Below are 15,807 nucleotides of genomic sequence, written 5' to 3' on the forward strand. Positions count from 1 at the left end.
GGGGCCTGTGCTCAGTCAGGTGGTGGCAGGCGGTTCAGGATTGCCTCGACCTGACCGGGACTGCGCGCCGGTTTGACCAGATCGGTGATCACCTTGTCAAAGGTCACGGCATCTTCGCTGACCCGGAAGATCTGCCAGGGTTCCTGATCGCCCAGCTGCCCCTTCATCATCAGAATCTGCGGGAAGCCGCGCCGTGCAGGCAAGAGATAGACATCGGTCATCTGGATCGTCATGCCCGGCGCCGTTTCCCAGATCGGAATCGCAAGCCGGCCTTCCTCGCGGTCGAGGTAAAGCCCGTCCTGATCTCCGGACAGTGAAAAGCTGAGCGAACCGGAGAAGTCCTCTTCTTCCGGTGGAAGCGCCAGATCCACCAGCGACGCATCACCTGGCTTATGGCGCGGTTTCGCCCCGAGACGCGGCAGGGTTTTAGAAGGCGCCGCCGGCGCGGCACTGGCAATCGCTTCCGATGCAGTTTCGTAAGCCGGCCCGGCCGAACCAGCGCCTCCGCCAGCGGGCGGCGCAGCGGCAAGGGGCGGGAAATCCGGCTCAGGCAGCGGCGCTGCGGGGATCGTCACATTCCGCGGCGCGGCAGCCGCGGATCTGGACGCAGCCGATGGTGGCGCGGGCGCGGGCTGAGCCTCCTGCGCCATATCGGTTTCAGCCACGGAATGCGCGTCGGCCGGCGCCACGCCCTCGGTCGCCACAGTTTTGCGGTCTGATCCATCCGGCATCTGCCCCAATGGCAGCTGTGCCTGGGGCAGCAGAAGAAAGGCCCCCATCACACTGGCCGTCGCCGCAGACCCCGCTATCCCGAGCCGCCGGGGCGAAAGCCAGCGCGCGATCCGTGACGGCTCCGGCGCGGCAGGCGAGAGGCCGGCGGCGGCAAAACGCTCGCGGGCGCGGGCGATATCCGCCCGCATCAGCGCCGGATCGGGATCAGGCAAGGCCAGATCCGCCAGACGATCCAGCGGATCGGCCGGCGCAGTGTCACGGGAGTCGCGGCGACTGGTCACAACACTCCCCTCAGCGCTTTGCGGGCCTGGTGGATATGCCAGGACACCGTCACCTCTTTGCAGCCCATAATGCGGGCGGCTTCTGCCTGGGCAAGGCCCTCGCCATGCACCAGCAGGATCGCATCGCGTTGTTTTTCGGGCAAGGCCCGCACTGCTCGCCAGATATCGGCGACATGCAGCGCGTCCTCCTGATCGCCTTTGCTGAAATCATCGGTCAGAAGCGATGCCGCCGCCACCAGACGGCCCCGCCTTGCGCTGGCACGCTGCTGGTCGCGCACCGCATTGAGCGTCACCCGGTAAAGCCAGCCCTGGAAGGAGGCGCGGCCGTCAAAGCTGCGGATCGTCGTGCCAAGCCGCATGCAGACGGTCTGCGTCACATCTTCGGCATCGGCGCGATTGCCGGTCCAGCGGCAGGCAACGCGGAAGATAAAGGTGTAATGGCGCGACAACAGCAGTTCGAAAGCACCGGCATCACCGGCGCGCGCCTTTTCGACCAGAGGATCGGTGTCTGAGATCGGGGCGGGTCCCGGCACCTGTACAGCCAGACCGGCAGCATGTGTCCCGGCCCGGCTCTCGCCGACCCCTGTTTCGCCAGCCTGGACCTGAACGGCCCTGTCGCTTGCGGCCTCGCTTTGGGGCAAAGACCTCTCGCCGTGACGCATCATTCTACGCTTCGCAACCGTATACATCGCGAGAACAGCACTATTTTTCGGCCAAACGCAACCGGGAGCCGGCGGGGTTCCCCGCGGCCCTGTCCTTGCCGTAAAGGAAAGCGCCATGGTCATTGGCGGCTCCGCGACATAGTTGCAGCCCAGGCAGGTGAATTTCCTGCCGTCACAGCAAAGACGCCTGTCGCCTGCAGCATCCTGGTTAAGGCATGTCACAAATCCGTCAGAATGGCCCGGCCCGCCTGTCTGATTGCCAGCCGCACCGCCTTTGCCTAGACTTGGGCGATGCCCACGCTCCAACAGCTCAGATATCTTGTCGCCGTCGCGGACCAGCTGAATTTCAGCCGCGCGGCCGAGCTGTGCAATGTGGCGCAACCAACGCTGTCGATGCAGCTGCGGGCGCTGGAGGAGCGCCTTGGCGCGCAGCTGGTCGAGCGCAGCCGCGCCCGGGTCAGCCTGACGCCCATTGGCCGCGATGTGGCGCGTCGTGCACGAGATGTGATCGACAGTATCGAGGATATCCGCGAGGTCGCGCGCAGGGGGGATCCCGACGCGCCCCAGGCCTCGCTCCGGATCGGGGTGGTGCAGACGGTCGGAGCCTATGTGCTTTCGGTCGCGATGCCCGATCTGCGCGCCGCCTGGCCCGAAATGCGGGTCAATGTGCGCGAGGAGCGAACGGAAACCCTGATCCGTCAGCTGCTTGAGGGAACGTTTGACGTGATCCTGCTGGGCGAGGAGCTGCGGCGCGAGGATGTGGAACAGGCGCCGCTGATCACCGAACCCTTGCTGGCAGTGATGCCGGCAGATCACCGCCTCGCCGGACAAAGCGAGATCGCACCTCCCGATCTGGCGGGCGAAACGGTGCTGGGGTTCGATGGCGGCCCGGCGCTCAGACGGGCCGCGACGCGACTGTGCGCCTGGACCGGGGCGCGGCTGGCCCGCGATTACGAGGGCACCACGCTGGACACTTTGCGCCAGATGGTCGCGGCGGGAATGGGAATTTCGCTGCTGCCCGCGCTTTATATCCGGTCCGAGGTGCTGCGCGAACAGCTGGTGGTGGCGCGCCCGCTGGCCGAAGCGGTGCTGACCCGCAATATCACAATGGTCTGGCGCCGCGATGCACCGCGCAGACAAAGCTACACCGCCATCGCCGCGCGTTTTCGCGAAAGCCTCAGTCCCTGGCACAGCGGCTGATCAGTCGTATTGGATCCGGGTCGTCCAGCCCGAGACCGAGACCCCCCGCGCCGATGCAAAGCTTTGCGCAAGCTGGCTCAGATCGCTGCCGCCATCGACCACAGTACAGGAAATCACCCCGCTTTGCGTGGCGCGCAAGAGCCGCAGCCGCGCCCCCGCCCGGCGGAATTCACCGGCGAGATGTTCCAGCCCGTCCCAGCAATCCTCGACGGCGAGGTCGATCTCGAAAATCAGTGAGATGCCGGGGAAACTGGCGCGCAGGCTGTTGATCGAATCGACAGGGATCGCGAAATCGCACGCAGTGGCGGTTCTGGCCATGGGCCTCTCCTTCAGGTTACCGAAGGGCCAGAGGCGCCTCCGCTTTAGCTGCATTTTTTTCGCGCCCGCAATCTGAGCTTCAAATCGGCGCGTCGTCCGGGGCCTCGCTAGCATCCCAAAGCCCCTCTGGTCAAGGCAGCTGGCCAGGCGGGGGGAGACTGAAATTCTCTCACATCGCCGGATTGCGGAAGCAAAGCGTGGTTTTCCGCTGAACTCTGATCTTGTGCCAGCCAGCCGCAGCCGCTATCAAATAACGACAATAATGGTCGAGTATGATGCCCTTCCCCGCCCCGCCCTTGCATAAAAGAACACCATCGCGGCCCGGCGGGCTGCGGTCGGGGCAATATTGGCGAAATGGGAACAAACCGGTGCTTCCCTCCCCCAGACTCCCCTTTGCCGGAGAATACCATTCTCTTCCTTTGCAGGTTTCCGGCCCTGGCGTTCCTTGCTTAGTGGCGCGGCACGGTGCAATCAGGGGTGCTGAAACCGGAGTCGGCAATGGCCATTGAAATCGCCCAGCTGCGCAAAAGCTTTGGCCGCAATGAGGTGCTGAAAGGCATCGACATCGCGGTCGAGGATAAAGAGCTGATCGCCCTGCTCGGCCCGTCGGGCTCGGGCAAGACCACGCTGTTGCGCATCATCGCGGGTCTCGACTGGCCCGATTCCGGCCGGCTTGAGGTCGATGGGACCGCCTGGCTGTCGATCGCTGCCCGCGACCGTCGCATCGGTTTCGTCTTTCAGCATTATGCATTGTTCCCGCATATGTCGGTGCGCGACAATATTGCCTTCGGGATGACGGTCCGGCCCAGGGCCGAACGCCCTGGCAAGGCGGTGATTGCGCGCAAAGTCTCGGAACTTCTGCAATTTTTGCAGATCCCGCATCTGGCGGACCGGCTTCCCGGCCAGCTCTCGGGCGGGCAACGCCAGCGGGTCGCGCTTGGCCGGGCGCTGGCCATCGACCCCCGCGTCCTCTTGCTCGATGAGCCCTTCGGCGCGCTGGATGCCGCCGTGCGCCGCGATCTGCGGTCCTGGCTGCGGTCTGTGCATGATGCATCTGAGACCACGACGATTTTCGTCACCCATGACCAGGACGAGGCGTTCGAGCTTGCCGACCGGGTGGTGATCATGGGCGAAGGCCGGATCGAACAGATCGGTACCGCCGACCAGATCCATGACCACCCCGCCTCGCCTTTCGTGGCGCGGTTCATGGGCGCAACTATCGAATTGCCGGTGCGGATTGCTGCGGGCCGCGCGACGGCACCCGGGATCGACGCTGCCCGGCTTGAACGCCGCGCTTTGCCCGACGGAGCCGCCACGCTGTTCGTGCGCCCCGCCGATCTGACGCCGGTGCCCGACCCTGCCGGGCTGTGGCGTGTGAAACAGGTGACCTCGACCGGTGCCGTGCTGCGCCCGGTGCTGACCGGGCCTGAAGGCCAGGAGATCGCGGTCGAGATCCTGCGCCGCACGGCACCGGGCCTCTTGGCGGGGCAAAGCGTCACGCTGCGGGTCGAGACCGGCACCATTTTTACCGAAACGCCTCCCGGCCAGCGCGGCCAGGCAGGGCAATCCTCTGAAATCAAAGAAATTCCCCTGAAGGAGAAACAGAAATGAGCCTGATCTCTTCACTGCGCACCGCTGCAGCTGTTGTGGTTCTGGCAGCCGCTCCGGCGCTGGCCCAGGACAAGATCCTCAATGTCAGCTATGATATCGGCCGCGAGCTGTTCGAGGCGCTGAACCCGGTCTTTGCCAAGACCTGGAAGGAAACCACCGGCCGCGATGTCACCGTCGATCAGAGCCATGGCGGATCGTCTGCCCAGGCCCGCGCGATCCTTGAAGGTCTGAACGCCGATGTGGTGACCTTCAACCAGGAGACCGATATCGACGTGCTGGTCGATGGCGGTCTGGTCGATGCCGACTGGCGCAATGCCTTCCCGAATGGCGCCTCGCCCTATTATTCGCTGCCCGCATTCGTGGTGCGCGAAGGCAACCCGAAAGGCATCAAGGACTGGAGCGATCTGGTCCGCGACGATGTGCAGCCGGTCTTCGCCAATCCGCGCACCTCGGGTAATGCCCGCTACACCTATCTCGCGGCCTATGCTTTCGCGCTGGAAGCCAATGGCGGTGATGAGGCCAAGGCCAATGACTTCGTGAAGAAGCTTCTGTCCAACGTTCCGGTCTTCGATACCGGTGCGCGCGCCTCGAGCCAGACCTTTGCCGAGCGCAATATCGGCGATGTGCTGATCACCTTCGAGGCCGAAACTGCCGGCATCGTGGCCCAGTATCCGGGCCTGGAGCGTGTGACCCCCGGCACCAGCCTCTTCGCGGCTTTCCCGGTCGCCCTGGTCAAGGAAAACGCTGAAAAGAACGGCACGGTCGAGGTTGCAACCGCCTATCTGAACTGGCTCTACACCCCCGAAGCGCAGCGCGTTCTGGCAGCGCAGAACTTCCGCGTCACCGATAAGGACGTGGCGGCCGAGGTTGCGGCACAGTTCCCCGAAGTCAAACTGCTGACCGTCGACGTGCTGGGCGGATGGGCCGATATCAAGGCCAAGCATTTCGACGAGGGCGGCATTCTCGACCAGGTTTTCGAGAACTGATCTGTAAATGACCGTCGCTTCTGTCCGCATCAGGCCAAAGCGTGTTCTGCCGGGGTTCGCACTGAGCCTCGGCACCACGCTTCTATATGTCAGCGTGATCATCCTGATCCCGATCATCGCCCTGGTGATTTCGGGCGCCGGGATCGGCTGGGACAGATTCGTCCGTATCCTCACCTCGGCCCGAACGCTCGACGCGTTGCGGGTCACGGTGATGGCGGCGGCGATTGCGACGGTGATCAACGCATTTTACGGGCTCCTGATGGCCTGGGTGCTGACGCGTTACGAATTTCGTGGCCGCGCTTTCCTTGATGCGATGATGGATATTCCCTTCGCATTGCCCACCGCCGTGGCGGGCCTTGCGCTGACCTCGCTTTTCGCCTCGACCGGCTGGTTTGGGGGCCCGCTGGAGGCGATGGGGATACAGGTCGTCTATGCGCTTCCGGGGATCATCATCGCGATGACCTTCACCTCGGTGCCTTTCGTGGTGCGCGCGGTGCAGCCGGTGCTGGAAGACCTCGACCCTGCGCTGGAAGAGGCGGCAAAGACCCTGGGCGCCACACCCTGGCAGACCTTTTCAAAGGTGATCCTGCCCGCGATCCTCCCGGCCTGGCTTGGGGGCTGCACGGTGTCGATGGCGCGATCCATGGGGGAATTCGGGGCGGTGGTCTTTATCGCGGGCAATCTGCCCGGCAAGACCGAGATCGCCTCACTTCTCGCCTTCATCCGGCTGCAGGAATATGATTATCGCGGCGCCTCTGTGATTGCGCTGATCCTGCTGGTCTTCGCGCTTTTGCTGCTGCTGATCTCGAACCTGTTCCAGATCCGCGCCGCGCGCTACCGCGAGGGCGGCAAATGACTGTGACCCCGATGAGCGCCCAAGAGCAGATCGAAGCAGGCCGCCGTGCCGCCAATGCGGGCGAACGCCGGACCGCGCGGGTGCTGATCGCGCTGGCGCTGGTCAGCACCGCCTTCCTGATCGCCGCGCCCCTCGTCTATATCTTCTGGCGCGCTTTCGCGGCCGGGGTCGGAGGATACTGGGCCGCGATCACCACGCCCGACACGTTGCATGCGATCTGGTTGACGGTGATCGTCACGGTGATCGTGGTGCCGGTCAATGTTGCTTTCGGCATCGCGGTTGCCTGGGCGATTGCACGTTTCCGCTTTCCGGGGCGCGGACTGCTGATGACCATTGTCGAGATCCCCTTCTCGATCTCGCCGATCATTGCGGGCATCTGCTATCTGCTGCTTTATGGTCGCCAGGGGTTCCTTGGACCCTTCCTGCGCGAACATGATATTACCGTGCTCTTTGCCCTGCCGGGGATCGTGCTGGTCACCCTCTTCGTTACCGCCCCCTTTGTGGCGCGCGAGGTTCTGCCTCTGATGCTGGCGAAAGGCTCTGAACAAGAGGAAGCCGCCGTGACGCTTGGCGCCAGGGGCTGGCAGGTCTTTCGCTATGTCACATTGCCGGGGATCCGCTGGGCGCTGCTTTACGGCGCGGTGCTCTGTGCCGCGCGCGCGGTGGGCGAATTCGGCGGTGTCTCGGTCGTATCGGGCCGGGTGGCCGGGCAGACCAATACGCTGCCTTTGCAGATCGAGCTTCTGTACAACGAGATGAACACCTCTGTGGCAGCCTTTGCGGCCGCCTCGACCCTGACGATGATCGCGATCATCGCACTGATCGCCAAGACCTTCCTCGATTCCCACAACCGGCGCGGCTTACCGGACCTTTGCTGAGGCCCCCGGGCCTCAGCGCGTGACAGTGCTTTCCTTTGCCGCGATATAGCGCGCCATCTGGCCGGCCTGAACGCGAATGTCGGGGATCGCAGTGATCTCCCAGAACATCGCGCGCGAGACCGGACCAAGGGCGAAAAGCCGGTCAGAGGCCGCGCCACCCCGCCCGATCAGCCGCGCCTCGGGCGAGACCTCAAACCCGATGCGCAAAGGATCGACCCGCGCCGCCCCATTCGCCAGAAGCCCTGCCATCAATGGCGAGGCGTTCTTTTCCGGGTCATTGCGGATGCCACGACAGTCAATGATCCGCCCGACCTCCAGTCGTGCCGGGCCTGCCGCACCGCGCGGCTGGATCACGGCTGTCACCACCTCGTCCGCCGAATCGCCCGACGCCGGTTCGGCACGGATAAAGGCGGCCCGCTCAATCTTCAGCCGCCCTGCTTGCATCGCGGCCTCAAGCCGCGCGGCAGAGGCTGGCGGGATGCGGTGGCGATGCACCTCCCACCAGGTGGCGCCATGGCGCAGGAAACGCCGGCGCTGGTCCAGATCCATATTCTGCCAGATCAGGCTGACATAAGGCCGGATCCCGTCGACCGCCGACCGCCAGGTGCCGCCTTCGGCCTCCGCATCGGCGACCAGACCGCGCAGCCAGGCCAGCAACCGGCTGACCGGCGCCCCCAGAGGCACTGTTTCGGCCGGGATCTTCAGCGCGGCCCCTGGCCCGTGGGACCGCGGCAAAAGCCCGCGCCGCGAGATCGCGATGATCTGCCCCTGATGCCCGGCCCGTTCCAGCGAAAGCACCTGATCCACCATCGAAAGCCCGGTGCCGATGATCAGAACCTGAGCCCCGTCACCTGGCGGCGTATTGACCGACCAGGCACCCGAGATCAGCCCTGACGGGTCGTCCCTGGGCACGACATGCCCGGTCGCAAGCACCGCATAGGCGCCCTTCAGCTGCCGCCCGTCATCCAGCTCGGCCTTCACGCCGCCCCCGCGCTCGCTGATCCCGAGACAATCGGCCTTGATACAGACCAGCCGCCCCGACGCCGTCCAGGGCGCCAGCAGGCAGGACAGATAGCTGCCATAGGTGGCGCGTCCGACAAAGCTTTCGCTGTCATGACGGCCCGGTGCATTGTTCTCGAGCCAGTGCAGAAAGTGATCCGGCTCATCCGGAAAGGCGCTCATATTATGGACGCGCGTGTTCAGCAGATGGTCGGGATCACTGGTCGAGTAAGCGATTCCACAACCCAGAAGATGCCGGCCCTCGACCACAGTGACCCTGAGATCGGTGTTCTGGCGCAACAGATTTGCGGCAAAAAGCACACCGCTCGCGCCGCCGCCGATCACCAGAACATCACGCCAGCCTTCCTCGCGCGCGAAGGGCTCGGCTCGGGTCACAGGGGTATGGCTCATCTCTGGTCCGTCTTGTGCTGGCATCATGATCAACTGGCCGGCCCCGGGTTATGGTCCAACGGCAACCATCCAGAACCAATTCTGGTCCAGAATACCAGCCAAACGCAGAATATTGTTCCAAGATGCTACTTGCAAACAGAAATCTTATCGTCTCTCCGGATGGGGCAGAGTGGAAACCCTCTGCCGCTGCTCGCGCCTGCGCAGAAAGCAGCCCGGGCAGGCGCGGATCCCAAAATCTGAATGCAATTTTCCAAAAACGCGTCTACTAGGAAAAAACTGTTTCCAGCGCAGAGTGTCATATAAATTGCAATTCTTTGGATGTGGAATTAGTCATCCCCTATTGTCTGAAATAAAATTCACTGAGTAACCGCGCGAGTATCATTCATGTCCTTGAGCGAAACCCCTTTCGGGGTAGCAAAAATTCAGCACCGCAAGGGGCTGAAACGCCTGTGCGACTTCGCACTTGCTTTGATCACTTTACCTATCACCCTGCCGATGATGCTGATGATCGCCGTTGCGATCCGAGTCGGATCCGGCGGCCCTGCCCTGATGCGGCTGAGCTGTCTCGGCCTGAACGGGCGCGTCTTCCGGCAATACCGCTTTCGCGTGATCCGGGGCGACCTTTCGGCGGCGGATCTGTTGCACGCCAATGCAGCTGATGCGGGACATCTGACTCCGCTTGGCGCGGTTCTGCTGTCAACCGGGCTCAATCTTCTGCCACAGGTGCTGAATGTTCTGTGGGGGGACATGTCCTTTATCGGTCCGCGTGCGGTTGCGGTCGCGGCTACGGACCGGCGGGAGAAACCCGATAACCGGCTGTTAGCGGTACGTCCCGGGATTGTCACTCCGGATGCATTTCATCCCGCAGGACAAAGTCTGAGCGAAAGTGAGCGGATGGCCCTTTCGCTGGCCTATGTTCGCTGTGCCGGCGCCTGCACCGATGGCAGGCTGGTTCTGCAATCGGCCGCAAGGATCTTTCGGCGCCGGAGCTGAGTGCTTTCGCTGATTTCCAGCGAGGCAGGCTTCCAGAGGGACAGCACCGGATGCACCGGCCGGCCGCTCATACGGCCAGCCTGTCTGGTTCAGCGATTGACCCGCCGATATTCTCGCGCGGAAGCAATCTGTGCATCACGCTCGGCATAGATCCTGACCAGTCGTGACATGCTGGACGCATCTGTTGCCGCCAGTGACGCGCGGCGGATCTCGTCTTCGCCAAGTGACAGCAGATCGTCATAGACCGCATCCATTTGCCGGTCGGATCGATTGCCTGCCGTCCCGGTCAGGAACTGACGGAAGATCAGCAGCGCAGACAAACTGCCCGCGACGATCCAGACCAGCAGCGCCGCACCCAAACCCAGCCCTGTAACAAGGCCAATCAGCCCATTTATCAACCCGATAACGCCACCGGCCACTATTGCGATTACAGCCATCGCCTGACCTCCTGATTCCGTCCGTGCCCCATCGCGCAGTCGACGGGGGGGTTGATTGCATTCACCTGCACAAGGTGCAGAAAAGGTTACGGTCACCACCGGGACAGGGATCCCGGCGGTGACCGTCGCCGATCATCCTGGAACGTGACCCAGGCCGATCACCGGGCTGAAGGCAGCAGAGCCGGTTTGACCGGGGAGCACTGTCACCTCTCTGTTTTTCAGCCCGTGTTGGGCAGTCACTGGCCTGAGCTCCAGTGCCGCCGCATCACTCAGCACCACATTTTCATGCAGAGCCGCGAAATTGCGAACCCGGTCGATCCGCTCATCTGTGCAATCGAGCAGGGCGGCCAGAGCCGAAACCTTGCCCATCGGCTTGACCGTGCCGACATAGTCATAAGGCGCATTGTCCGAGCGCTTGAGCACCCGGTTCATCACCGGATCGATCACCGTGATGATGTCCGAGATACCTGCATTGCGGCAGGTTTCAAGCGTGGCGACCATCAGTTCGCATGTGGCGCGTGACACCGTGGTATCCGCCCCGTCCCGCGACAGCCGGGCCGTATCAACACAGAAGCGGGTCGATTCCCAGATCCTGGACGACCGCAGCGGTGCCTCGCCATCGAGGATCTCGCTGAACACATCCGACAGCATATGCGGGCCGGTCGTCTGAAGCAGGCGGACGCAGGAGATGACCTCGCCTTCGGTATCCAGCCCAACCAGGTAGAGCGGGTCGAGATGATCAAAGCGATCGATTTCGCGGCCTTGCTCGATGCTCACGTCCCAACCCAGACGGTCACTGAAAACCCGGGCGCGCAGCCGGTACATATCGTCAAGAACATCTTCAAACAGATGTTTGTTTACGGCGTCGATTACGATGATCATGGCAACCCCCATTGTCACATGTCCTCAGACGTTAACCACTGGTTGTGCCGCCCGATACTCGGGGAATCCCGTATTTATGAAGATTTTTTCTGCCTTTTCACGCCGGAAAAACGTCATGCTCCGCCACGGGCTCCTGCCCTGACGGTCAATGAGGTCGTGCCCCGTGCTGTATCAGATCGGATAGATCAGATGTTGGGCAATGGCCCTGGCGATTGCCTGGGCTGTGGTCAGCGAAAAAAGCTTTTCGCGCGCCGAGCGCAGATGCACTTCGACGGTACGATGCGAAATATTCAGAATGTCTGCGATGTCCTGCTGGGTCTTGCCGGCAGCGGTCCATTGCAAAATCTCCACCTCACGCGAAGACAGCGGCGTGCGGCGCAGGACATTGGAAAACGCATCGGAATTCATCACAGCGTCATGCATATGAACGGCGATCGATTGCAGATCGCCGATATGCTCGGCGATCATCGAATGCCATTCATGATCGTCGGTGTCGCGCGTCACGCTGAGCATCCCGGTATCACCGAAAGGCCCGCGCACCGGGATCGTCACACCGCGGTCAGAGATCCCGAATTCCCGTGCGGCACAGAAAACAACGCGAAAATTCTCGCTTTGTTCGATCCGCGCCCAGTCGATCGGCGCGATGCTGCGCTGCGCGATTCGCAGGGTCGGATCAATCAGGTGATAGGCCTGTTGAGTATAATGGCGTTTCCACTCTTCAGGATAGGTGACATAGCCATGCATTGTGCCGGCAACCGGGTTTGACCCCAGATAGGCTACATGATCGAATCCAAAGCGATCCCGCACCTGTTCAAGGAAGCAGTCGAATTTACCGGCCTGGCCGGCAACCTCGCTCAGGTCGATGAGCTCCGTCATGATCCCTTTTCCCGGTTCAGAGTAAGACAGTCGTACAAGTTGAAGGGTTGCGCCCTCAAACCTGTTAACGCAAGCCTAAAAGCGGCACTTACGTTTAATGTTTCCAAATTGTGGCAGAGCCGTCCGGTTGACCGGTCATAGTCCCTGAAACATGTCTGATGACTCAAGTCTCGATCAAAGTGAGCAGAGGAGCACCCGAATCTGATCAGCCTGGCAATGCGGCGATATAGTCGCGCACCTGCCTGTCGGTCAATGCCACGCTTTGCCCCGGGCGAGACAGCCCCGATCCAGGGCCAGAACCACTCGTGCCCGGGGCAAAACGGGGTGGCAACGCCGGGCCCATAGACCAGATTTGCCACTGGGGTCGCAGCTTCCATGCCAGGGACGGGATTTTGCGCTGTCCCAGCCTGCCGCCGGGTTTTGCCACAGCCTCAACATGTGTGGCGGTCGGGACGGTGTCGGCTGCCGATGATCGCGCGGGTTTCGAAAGCTGCGCTCAACTCCTCGATCAGGGTTAAGCCAGCCTCGGCCATCTCATCGACATGAGCCTGCGCCTCTTCCGGGCGGATGCCGCACAGGATAGCCACCAGCGAACAGTCCCTGAACGCCGCAACAAATTCCATCATCAGATCCGCGTTTCGCGCTTTCATAAAGCCCGCGCCCGTTCGTCTTGTGTGCCGGGCAGGAGATAGACGCCGTCACCACCGCTTGCTGCGATCTGGCCGGTCACCTCAGTCACTTCGTCGCTCATCCCACCGGGGAAATCGCCCCGCCGGGCCCGATACCGCACCAGTCACGAAATGGAAATGACGACCGCCTTGCGCGCGGTGTTCCACCAGGGCAGCGGCAAGTGCCTCCGCATCCAGCGGCAGATAGCGCGTCTCAGCCCAGCCATTGCGGATGGTGACCATGTCGTCGGGAATCACCGGCACGACCGTACCCGGTCAGGGCACCAGCGCCGTTTCAAGGGGCAGAGCTAAATTGGCGCCACGCACGGCAAGGCTCCCCTGCCCCGCTGCGGTCGCCACGAGATCCGCGCCTGCCAGCCCTGGGTCTTCAGGGAATGCCCGGCATAGCTGGCGTAACTCCGCCGGCCAGCCCGAAGATCCCGGTGAGGTGCCGCCCGTCACAGATCTGCAGGCTGGCCGCGCGCGTATCAAATTCGGTGCCATCGACAGGCGTAATCTCACCGATCGGGATCGGGGCGGCATTGACAGCCAGCCAGTGATCCGCCGCCACACTAAACCGGTGATCGCGGCGTGCTGGAGGCGCCGCATCACTTCGGGCCTCAGGATCAAAGCTCAGCGCATCGTCCGCGACCGGGATTTCGGCGCGGATCGAGAGCCGTCCCGGGAAGCCCGTAGGCTCTTCGACGAGATCCAGAGGGACTACCACATTTTCCGCATTCGGGTCATCGATATCCCGTATATGGTGGTGAATGCCGTCATTGCCGCCGTGCAGGAAATAGCCGCCTTTATTGGCGTCAACCCGGATCTCATACGCGTCAGGCGTGAACCGCGCTCCGCCAGACAAAGGCGCCGACGCAAAGCCTTTTGCCAGGATAAAGGGCCAGTGTCGGGAAGCCCGGCACCAGAGGATGTGCGACGCGCTCCATCTGCAGATCCTGCACCGTCGCCCCCATGGTCAGGAGCGTCGCCGAGAGCTTTGCCCCGCGCAGCCGCGCCGCTTTGACCGGACGGCCATCGGGAAGGTGGTCGAAAATCTCCGAACTCAATTCAGGACCACTCCCGGCACAGCCAGGTCTCTCACACCGGGGTGGACCAGCCAGGGCAGTCGCTGATGACCCAGGCGGTGGGCTTGGCGCGTCGATCCGGGTCGAGGCGGTGACGGGGTCGTCTTTGCTCTATCTGGATGCGGCCCTGGGTGAGCTGAAAGAGACCTCGCCCAGGGCCAATATCACCTTGGATGCGCTGCCATCCCGTGATCGCCCGATCCATCTGGCCGCAGGCGAGACGGGTTTCGTGCTGGCATGGATTCTGCCGGAATGCGACAGCCGCGATTGCGACATCCAGCCCTTGCAGCATGAGAAAGTGGTGTTGAAGGTGCGGCGCGGGCATCAACTTTCCCACGCGCTGCGCCGCTTTTGGCCTGTCAGAGCCCGTGAATGGGGTGAACAGCCCCTCGACACTGCTGACGCTGGCCTGTCTGGCGCAAAGCGATGCCATCGCGCCTTTGTCGGATGAGGTCGGCGGAACTGTTGATCCACCCGCCGCTCAATTCCGGTTTCCTTGTGCTGCCAACCGCCAGTGATATCCGCGTCTCGCGCTGTTATCTGCCTGAGCTCAGACGCCGCCCGCTGTCGCCACTCGCGCTGCATCTGCGCGAAAGTGTGCTGGCCGGCGGCGTCGCCGGAACGTTTCAGCCCTTGCCGGGCGGCAGGTAATCAAGACCCGGATCGATCTGCGCCGGGCGACCGGGCAGCGACAATGACGGCAAGCGCGGCGCGGTGCGGCTGATCACGCGACCCTCGCGCAGCACATAAAGCCGGGTCGGTTTCAGCCGGATCGCTTCGGTTACATCCGCCGCCTGAAGGATCACGAGATTGGCCTTGCATCCGGGGGCCAGCCCGTAGCCGTCAAGCCCCATCGTTTTCGCCGAATTGACCGTGACCGCGTCAAAGATCTGATGTTTCTCGGCAATCCCGCCCATCTGGCCGACATGCACCGCCATATGCGCGACCTCGAGCATGTCACCCGAGCCCATCGAATACCAGGGATCCATGCAGCAATCCTGACCCAGCGAGACATTGACACCTGCCGCCATCAGCTCGCGCACCCGCGTCATGCCGCGCCGTTTCGGGTAGCTGTCATGCCGGCCCTGGAGCATGATATTGATCAGCGGGTTCGGCGTCGCGGTCATCTGCGCCTCGGCGATCAGCGGGATCAGTTTCGAGACGTAGTAATTGTCCATCGAATGCATCGAGGTCAGATGCGAGCCATTCACCCGGCCCTGCAACCCAAAGCGGATGGTCAGGGCGGCCATGGTTTCGACATGGCGCGAAAGGGGGTCATCGGTCTCGTCGCAATGCACATCGACCGGCAGGCCGCGATCAGCCGCAATACGGAACTGGGCCTCGAGCGAGAGCCGCCCTTCCTCCATCGTGCGTTCGAAATGCGGGATGCCGCCGACGATGCCCACGCCCATATCCAGCGCGCGCTCCAGCGCTTTCACCCCTTCGGGAATGCGGTAATAGCCGTCCTGCGGGAAGGCCACGAGCTGAAGATCGATGTAATCCTTCACCCGATCCTGCACCTCAAGCATCGCCTCGGCGGTCACCAGGCGGGGGTCAGAGGTGTCGACATGGGTGCGGATGTGCAAAAGCCCCTGGGAAACCGCCAGATCGCAATAGCGCAGCGCACGTTCGATCAGCGCCTCGCGGGTCAGCGTCGGCCGGAGCTCGCCCCAGAGCGCGATCCCTTCAAGAAGCGTGCCAGAGGCATTCATCCGTGGCAGCCCCAGCGACAGCGTCGCATCCATATGGAAATGCGGGTCGCAAAAGGCGGGCGTGACCAGACGGCCGGCGGCGTCGATCACTTCTCCCGCCTCCCCGGCCCCGGCGGGAAGCTGCTTTTCCACCGCCGCGATCTTGCCGTTGCGGATGCCGATATCATAGCCGTCGCGGCCGTCGGGCAGATTGGCGCCCCGGATGATGGTGTCGAACATG

20 protein-coding genes are annotated in these 15,807 nt (G+C 62.9%); 8 read left to right on the top strand and 12 right to left on the bottom strand.

What is annotated here, in order from left to right; translation table 11 throughout:
* Positions 1-11 precede the first annotated feature (11 nt).
* Both BLW25_RS17525 and BLW25_RS17530 read right to left on the bottom strand, forming a co-directional pair.
* Positions 12-1,013, bottom strand: a complete 1,002-nt coding sequence (locus BLW25_RS17525) for a hypothetical protein (protein ID WP_092902546.1) — start codon at positions 1,011-1,013, stop codon at positions 12-14.
* Complete coding sequence (locus tag BLW25_RS17530) at positions 1,010-1,678, bottom strand: RNA polymerase sigma factor (RefSeq protein ID WP_216279409.1); 669 nt, start codon at positions 1,676-1,678, stop codon at positions 1,010-1,012. Before BLW25_RS17530 ends, BLW25_RS17525 begins: the two co-directional genes overlap by 4 nt.
* Before the next feature lie 288 nt (positions 1,679-1,966).
* Between BLW25_RS17530 and BLW25_RS17535 the strand changes: the two genes are divergently transcribed.
* Positions 1,967-2,875 (top strand): hydrogen peroxide-inducible genes activator, encoded by a 909-nt coding sequence (locus tag BLW25_RS17535; RefSeq protein WP_092902548.1) that lies wholly within the window; start codon positions 1,967-1,969, stop codon positions 2,873-2,875.
* On the opposite strand, the gene BLW25_RS17540 is transcribed toward BLW25_RS17535, so the two are convergent.
* Positions 2,876-3,193: a hypothetical protein gene (locus BLW25_RS17540; RefSeq protein ID WP_092902550.1), complete on the bottom strand. Its 318-nt coding sequence runs from the start codon at positions 3,191-3,193 to the stop codon at positions 2,876-2,878.
* 498 nt (positions 3,194-3,691) lie between these two features.
* Here BLW25_RS17540 and BLW25_RS17545 point away from each other — a divergent pair, with 498 nt between their 5' ends.
* Genes BLW25_RS17545 through cysW form a run of 4 tightly spaced genes read left to right on the top strand, consistent with a single transcriptional unit; the run spans position 3,692 to position 7,524 of the window.
* Positions 3,692-4,804 carry a sulfate/molybdate ABC transporter ATP-binding protein gene (locus BLW25_RS17545; protein WP_092902552.1) on the top strand — a complete coding sequence of 371 codons (1,113 nt, stop codon included), beginning with the start codon at positions 3,692-3,694 and terminating at the stop codon, positions 4,802-4,804.
* Positions 4,805-4,809: 5 nt separating this feature from the next.
* Complete coding sequence (locus BLW25_RS17550) at positions 4,810-5,790, top strand: sulfate ABC transporter substrate-binding protein (RefSeq protein ID WP_394328452.1); 981 nt, start codon at positions 4,810-4,812, stop codon at positions 5,788-5,790.
* Between the two features lie 7 nt (positions 5,791-5,797).
* Complete coding sequence (cysT, locus tag BLW25_RS17555) at positions 5,798-6,646, top strand: sulfate ABC transporter permease subunit CysT (RefSeq protein ID WP_092902556.1); 849 nt, start codon at positions 5,798-5,800, stop codon at positions 6,644-6,646.
* 11 nt (positions 6,647-6,657) lie between these two features.
* Positions 6,658-7,524 (top strand): sulfate ABC transporter permease subunit CysW, encoded by an 867-nt coding sequence (gene cysW / locus BLW25_RS17560; RefSeq protein ID WP_092903081.1) that lies wholly within the window; start codon positions 6,658-6,660, stop codon positions 7,522-7,524.
* Between the two features lie 12 nt (positions 7,525-7,536).
* Here the strand turns inward: cysW and BLW25_RS17565 are convergent, their stop codons facing one another.
* Positions 7,537-8,934, bottom strand: coding sequence for an FAD/NAD(P)-binding protein (locus BLW25_RS17565; protein ID WP_092902558.1), 1,398 nt, complete (start codon positions 8,932-8,934; stop codon positions 7,537-7,539).
* A 384-nt stretch (positions 8,935-9,318) separates the two neighbouring features.
* Here BLW25_RS17565 and BLW25_RS17570 point away from each other — a divergent pair, with 384 nt between their 5' ends.
* Positions 9,319-9,927, top strand: coding sequence for a sugar transferase (locus BLW25_RS17570; protein WP_092902560.1), 609 nt, complete (start codon positions 9,319-9,321; stop codon positions 9,925-9,927).
* An 89-nt stretch (positions 9,928-10,016) separates the two neighbouring features.
* On the opposite strand, the gene BLW25_RS17575 is transcribed toward BLW25_RS17570, so the two are convergent.
* From BLW25_RS17575 to BLW25_RS24500, 7 genes are all read right to left on the bottom strand, one after another.
* Positions 10,017-10,364 (bottom strand): hypothetical protein, encoded by a 348-nt coding sequence (locus BLW25_RS17575; protein WP_092902562.1) that lies wholly within the window; start codon positions 10,362-10,364, stop codon positions 10,017-10,019.
* 132 nt (positions 10,365-10,496) lie between these two features.
* Positions 10,497-11,246, bottom strand: a complete 750-nt coding sequence (locus BLW25_RS17580) for an acyl-homoserine-lactone synthase (protein WP_092903083.1) — start codon at positions 11,244-11,246, stop codon at positions 10,497-10,499.
* Between the two features lie 171 nt (positions 11,247-11,417).
* A complete protein-coding gene (locus tag BLW25_RS17585) occupies positions 11,418-12,122 on the bottom strand; it encodes a LuxR family transcriptional regulator (RefSeq protein WP_092902564.1) in 705 nt (234 codons plus the stop codon).
* A 431-nt stretch (positions 12,123-12,553) separates the two neighbouring features.
* On the bottom strand, positions 12,554-12,745 hold the full coding sequence (locus tag BLW25_RS17590; RefSeq protein ID WP_143040550.1) for a beta/alpha barrel domain-containing protein: 192 nt from the start codon (positions 12,743-12,745) through the stop codon (positions 12,554-12,556).
* 108 nt (positions 12,746-12,853) lie between these two features.
* A complete protein-coding gene (locus BLW25_RS24055; protein WP_143040551.1) occupies positions 12,854-13,054 on the bottom strand; it encodes a hypothetical protein in 201 nt (66 codons plus the stop codon).
* A gap of 124 nt (positions 13,055-13,178) precedes the next feature.
* Positions 13,179-13,655, bottom strand: a complete 477-nt coding sequence (locus BLW25_RS17595; RefSeq protein ID WP_171909628.1) for an aldose epimerase family protein — start codon at positions 13,653-13,655, stop codon at positions 13,179-13,181.
* Positions 13,627-13,857, bottom strand: coding sequence for a hypothetical protein (locus tag BLW25_RS24500; protein ID WP_171909629.1), 231 nt, complete (start codon positions 13,855-13,857; stop codon positions 13,627-13,629). The genes BLW25_RS17595 and BLW25_RS24500 overlap by 29 nt, the downstream gene beginning before the upstream one ends.
* A 109-nt stretch (positions 13,858-13,966) precedes the next feature.
* On the opposite strand from BLW25_RS24500, the gene BLW25_RS17600 reads away from it, so the two are divergent.
* Together BLW25_RS17600 and BLW25_RS24745 are read left to right on the top strand one after the other, a co-directional pair.
* The gene (locus BLW25_RS17600) at positions 13,967-14,326 is read left to right on the top strand and encodes a hypothetical protein (RefSeq protein ID WP_143040552.1); all 360 of its coding nucleotides are present in this window, start codon (positions 13,967-13,969) and stop codon (positions 14,324-14,326) included.
* Between the two features lie 14 nt (positions 14,327-14,340).
* Positions 14,341-14,526, top strand: coding sequence for a hypothetical protein (locus BLW25_RS24745; RefSeq protein ID WP_216279410.1), 186 nt, complete (start codon positions 14,341-14,343; stop codon positions 14,524-14,526).
* Here BLW25_RS24745 and BLW25_RS17610 read toward each other — a convergent pair.
* Positions 14,502-15,806 (bottom strand): amidohydrolase family protein, encoded by a 1,305-nt coding sequence (locus BLW25_RS17610; protein WP_092902574.1) that lies wholly within the window; start codon positions 15,804-15,806, stop codon positions 14,502-14,504. The genes BLW25_RS24745 and BLW25_RS17610 overlap by 25 nt on opposite strands.
* Between the last annotated feature and the right edge of the window lies 1 nt (position 15,807).

This window comes from Rhodobacter sp. 24-YEA-8, assembly GCF_900105075.1.
In the GTDB taxonomy this organism is placed as follows: domain Bacteria; phylum Pseudomonadota; class Alphaproteobacteria; order Rhodobacterales; family Rhodobacteraceae; genus Pseudogemmobacter.

Bases quoted from the DNA above. Each gene is read 5' to 3' on its own strand.
- BLW25_RS17530 (WP_216279409.1), bottom strand. From the start codon at position 1,678: ATGATGCGTCACGGCGAGAGGTCTTTGCCCCAAAGCGAGGCCGCAAGC.
- BLW25_RS17535 (WP_092902548.1), top strand. From the start codon at position 1,967: ATGCCCACGCTCCAACAGCTCAGATATCTTGTCGCCGTCGCGGACCAG.
- BLW25_RS17540 (WP_092902550.1), bottom strand. From the start codon at position 3,193: ATGGCCAGAACCGCCACTGCGTGCGATTTCGCGATCCCTGTCGATTCG.
- BLW25_RS17545 (WP_092902552.1), top strand. From the start codon at position 3,692: ATGGCCATTGAAATCGCCCAGCTGCGCAAAAGCTTTGGCCGCAATGAG.
- cysT (WP_092902556.1), top strand. From the start codon at position 5,798: ATGACCGTCGCTTCTGTCCGCATCAGGCCAAAGCGTGTTCTGCCGGGG.
- cysW (WP_092903081.1), top strand. From the start codon at position 6,658: ATGAGCGCCCAAGAGCAGATCGAAGCAGGCCGCCGTGCCGCCAATGCG.
- BLW25_RS17565 (WP_092902558.1), bottom strand. From the start codon at position 8,934: ATGAGCCATACCCCTGTGACCCGAGCCGAGCCCTTCGCGCGCGAGGAA.
- BLW25_RS17570 (WP_092902560.1), top strand. From the start codon at position 9,319: ATGTCCTTGAGCGAAACCCCTTTCGGGGTAGCAAAAATTCAGCACCGC.
- BLW25_RS17575 (WP_092902562.1), bottom strand. From the start codon at position 10,364: ATGGCTGTAATCGCAATAGTGGCCGGTGGCGTTATCGGGTTGATAAAT.
- BLW25_RS17580 (WP_092903083.1), bottom strand. From the start codon at position 11,246: ATGATCATCGTAATCGACGCCGTAAACAAACATCTGTTTGAAGATGTT.
- BLW25_RS17585 (WP_092902564.1), bottom strand. From the start codon at position 12,122: ATGACGGAGCTCATCGACCTGAGCGAGGTTGCCGGCCAGGCCGGTAAA.
- BLW25_RS17590 (WP_143040550.1), bottom strand. From the start codon at position 12,745: ATGGAATTTGTTGCGGCGTTCAGGGACTGTTCGCTGGTGGCTATCCTG.
- BLW25_RS17610 (WP_092902574.1), bottom strand. From the start codon at position 15,806: ATGTTCGACACCATCATCCGGGGCGCCAATCTGCCCGACGGCCGCGAC.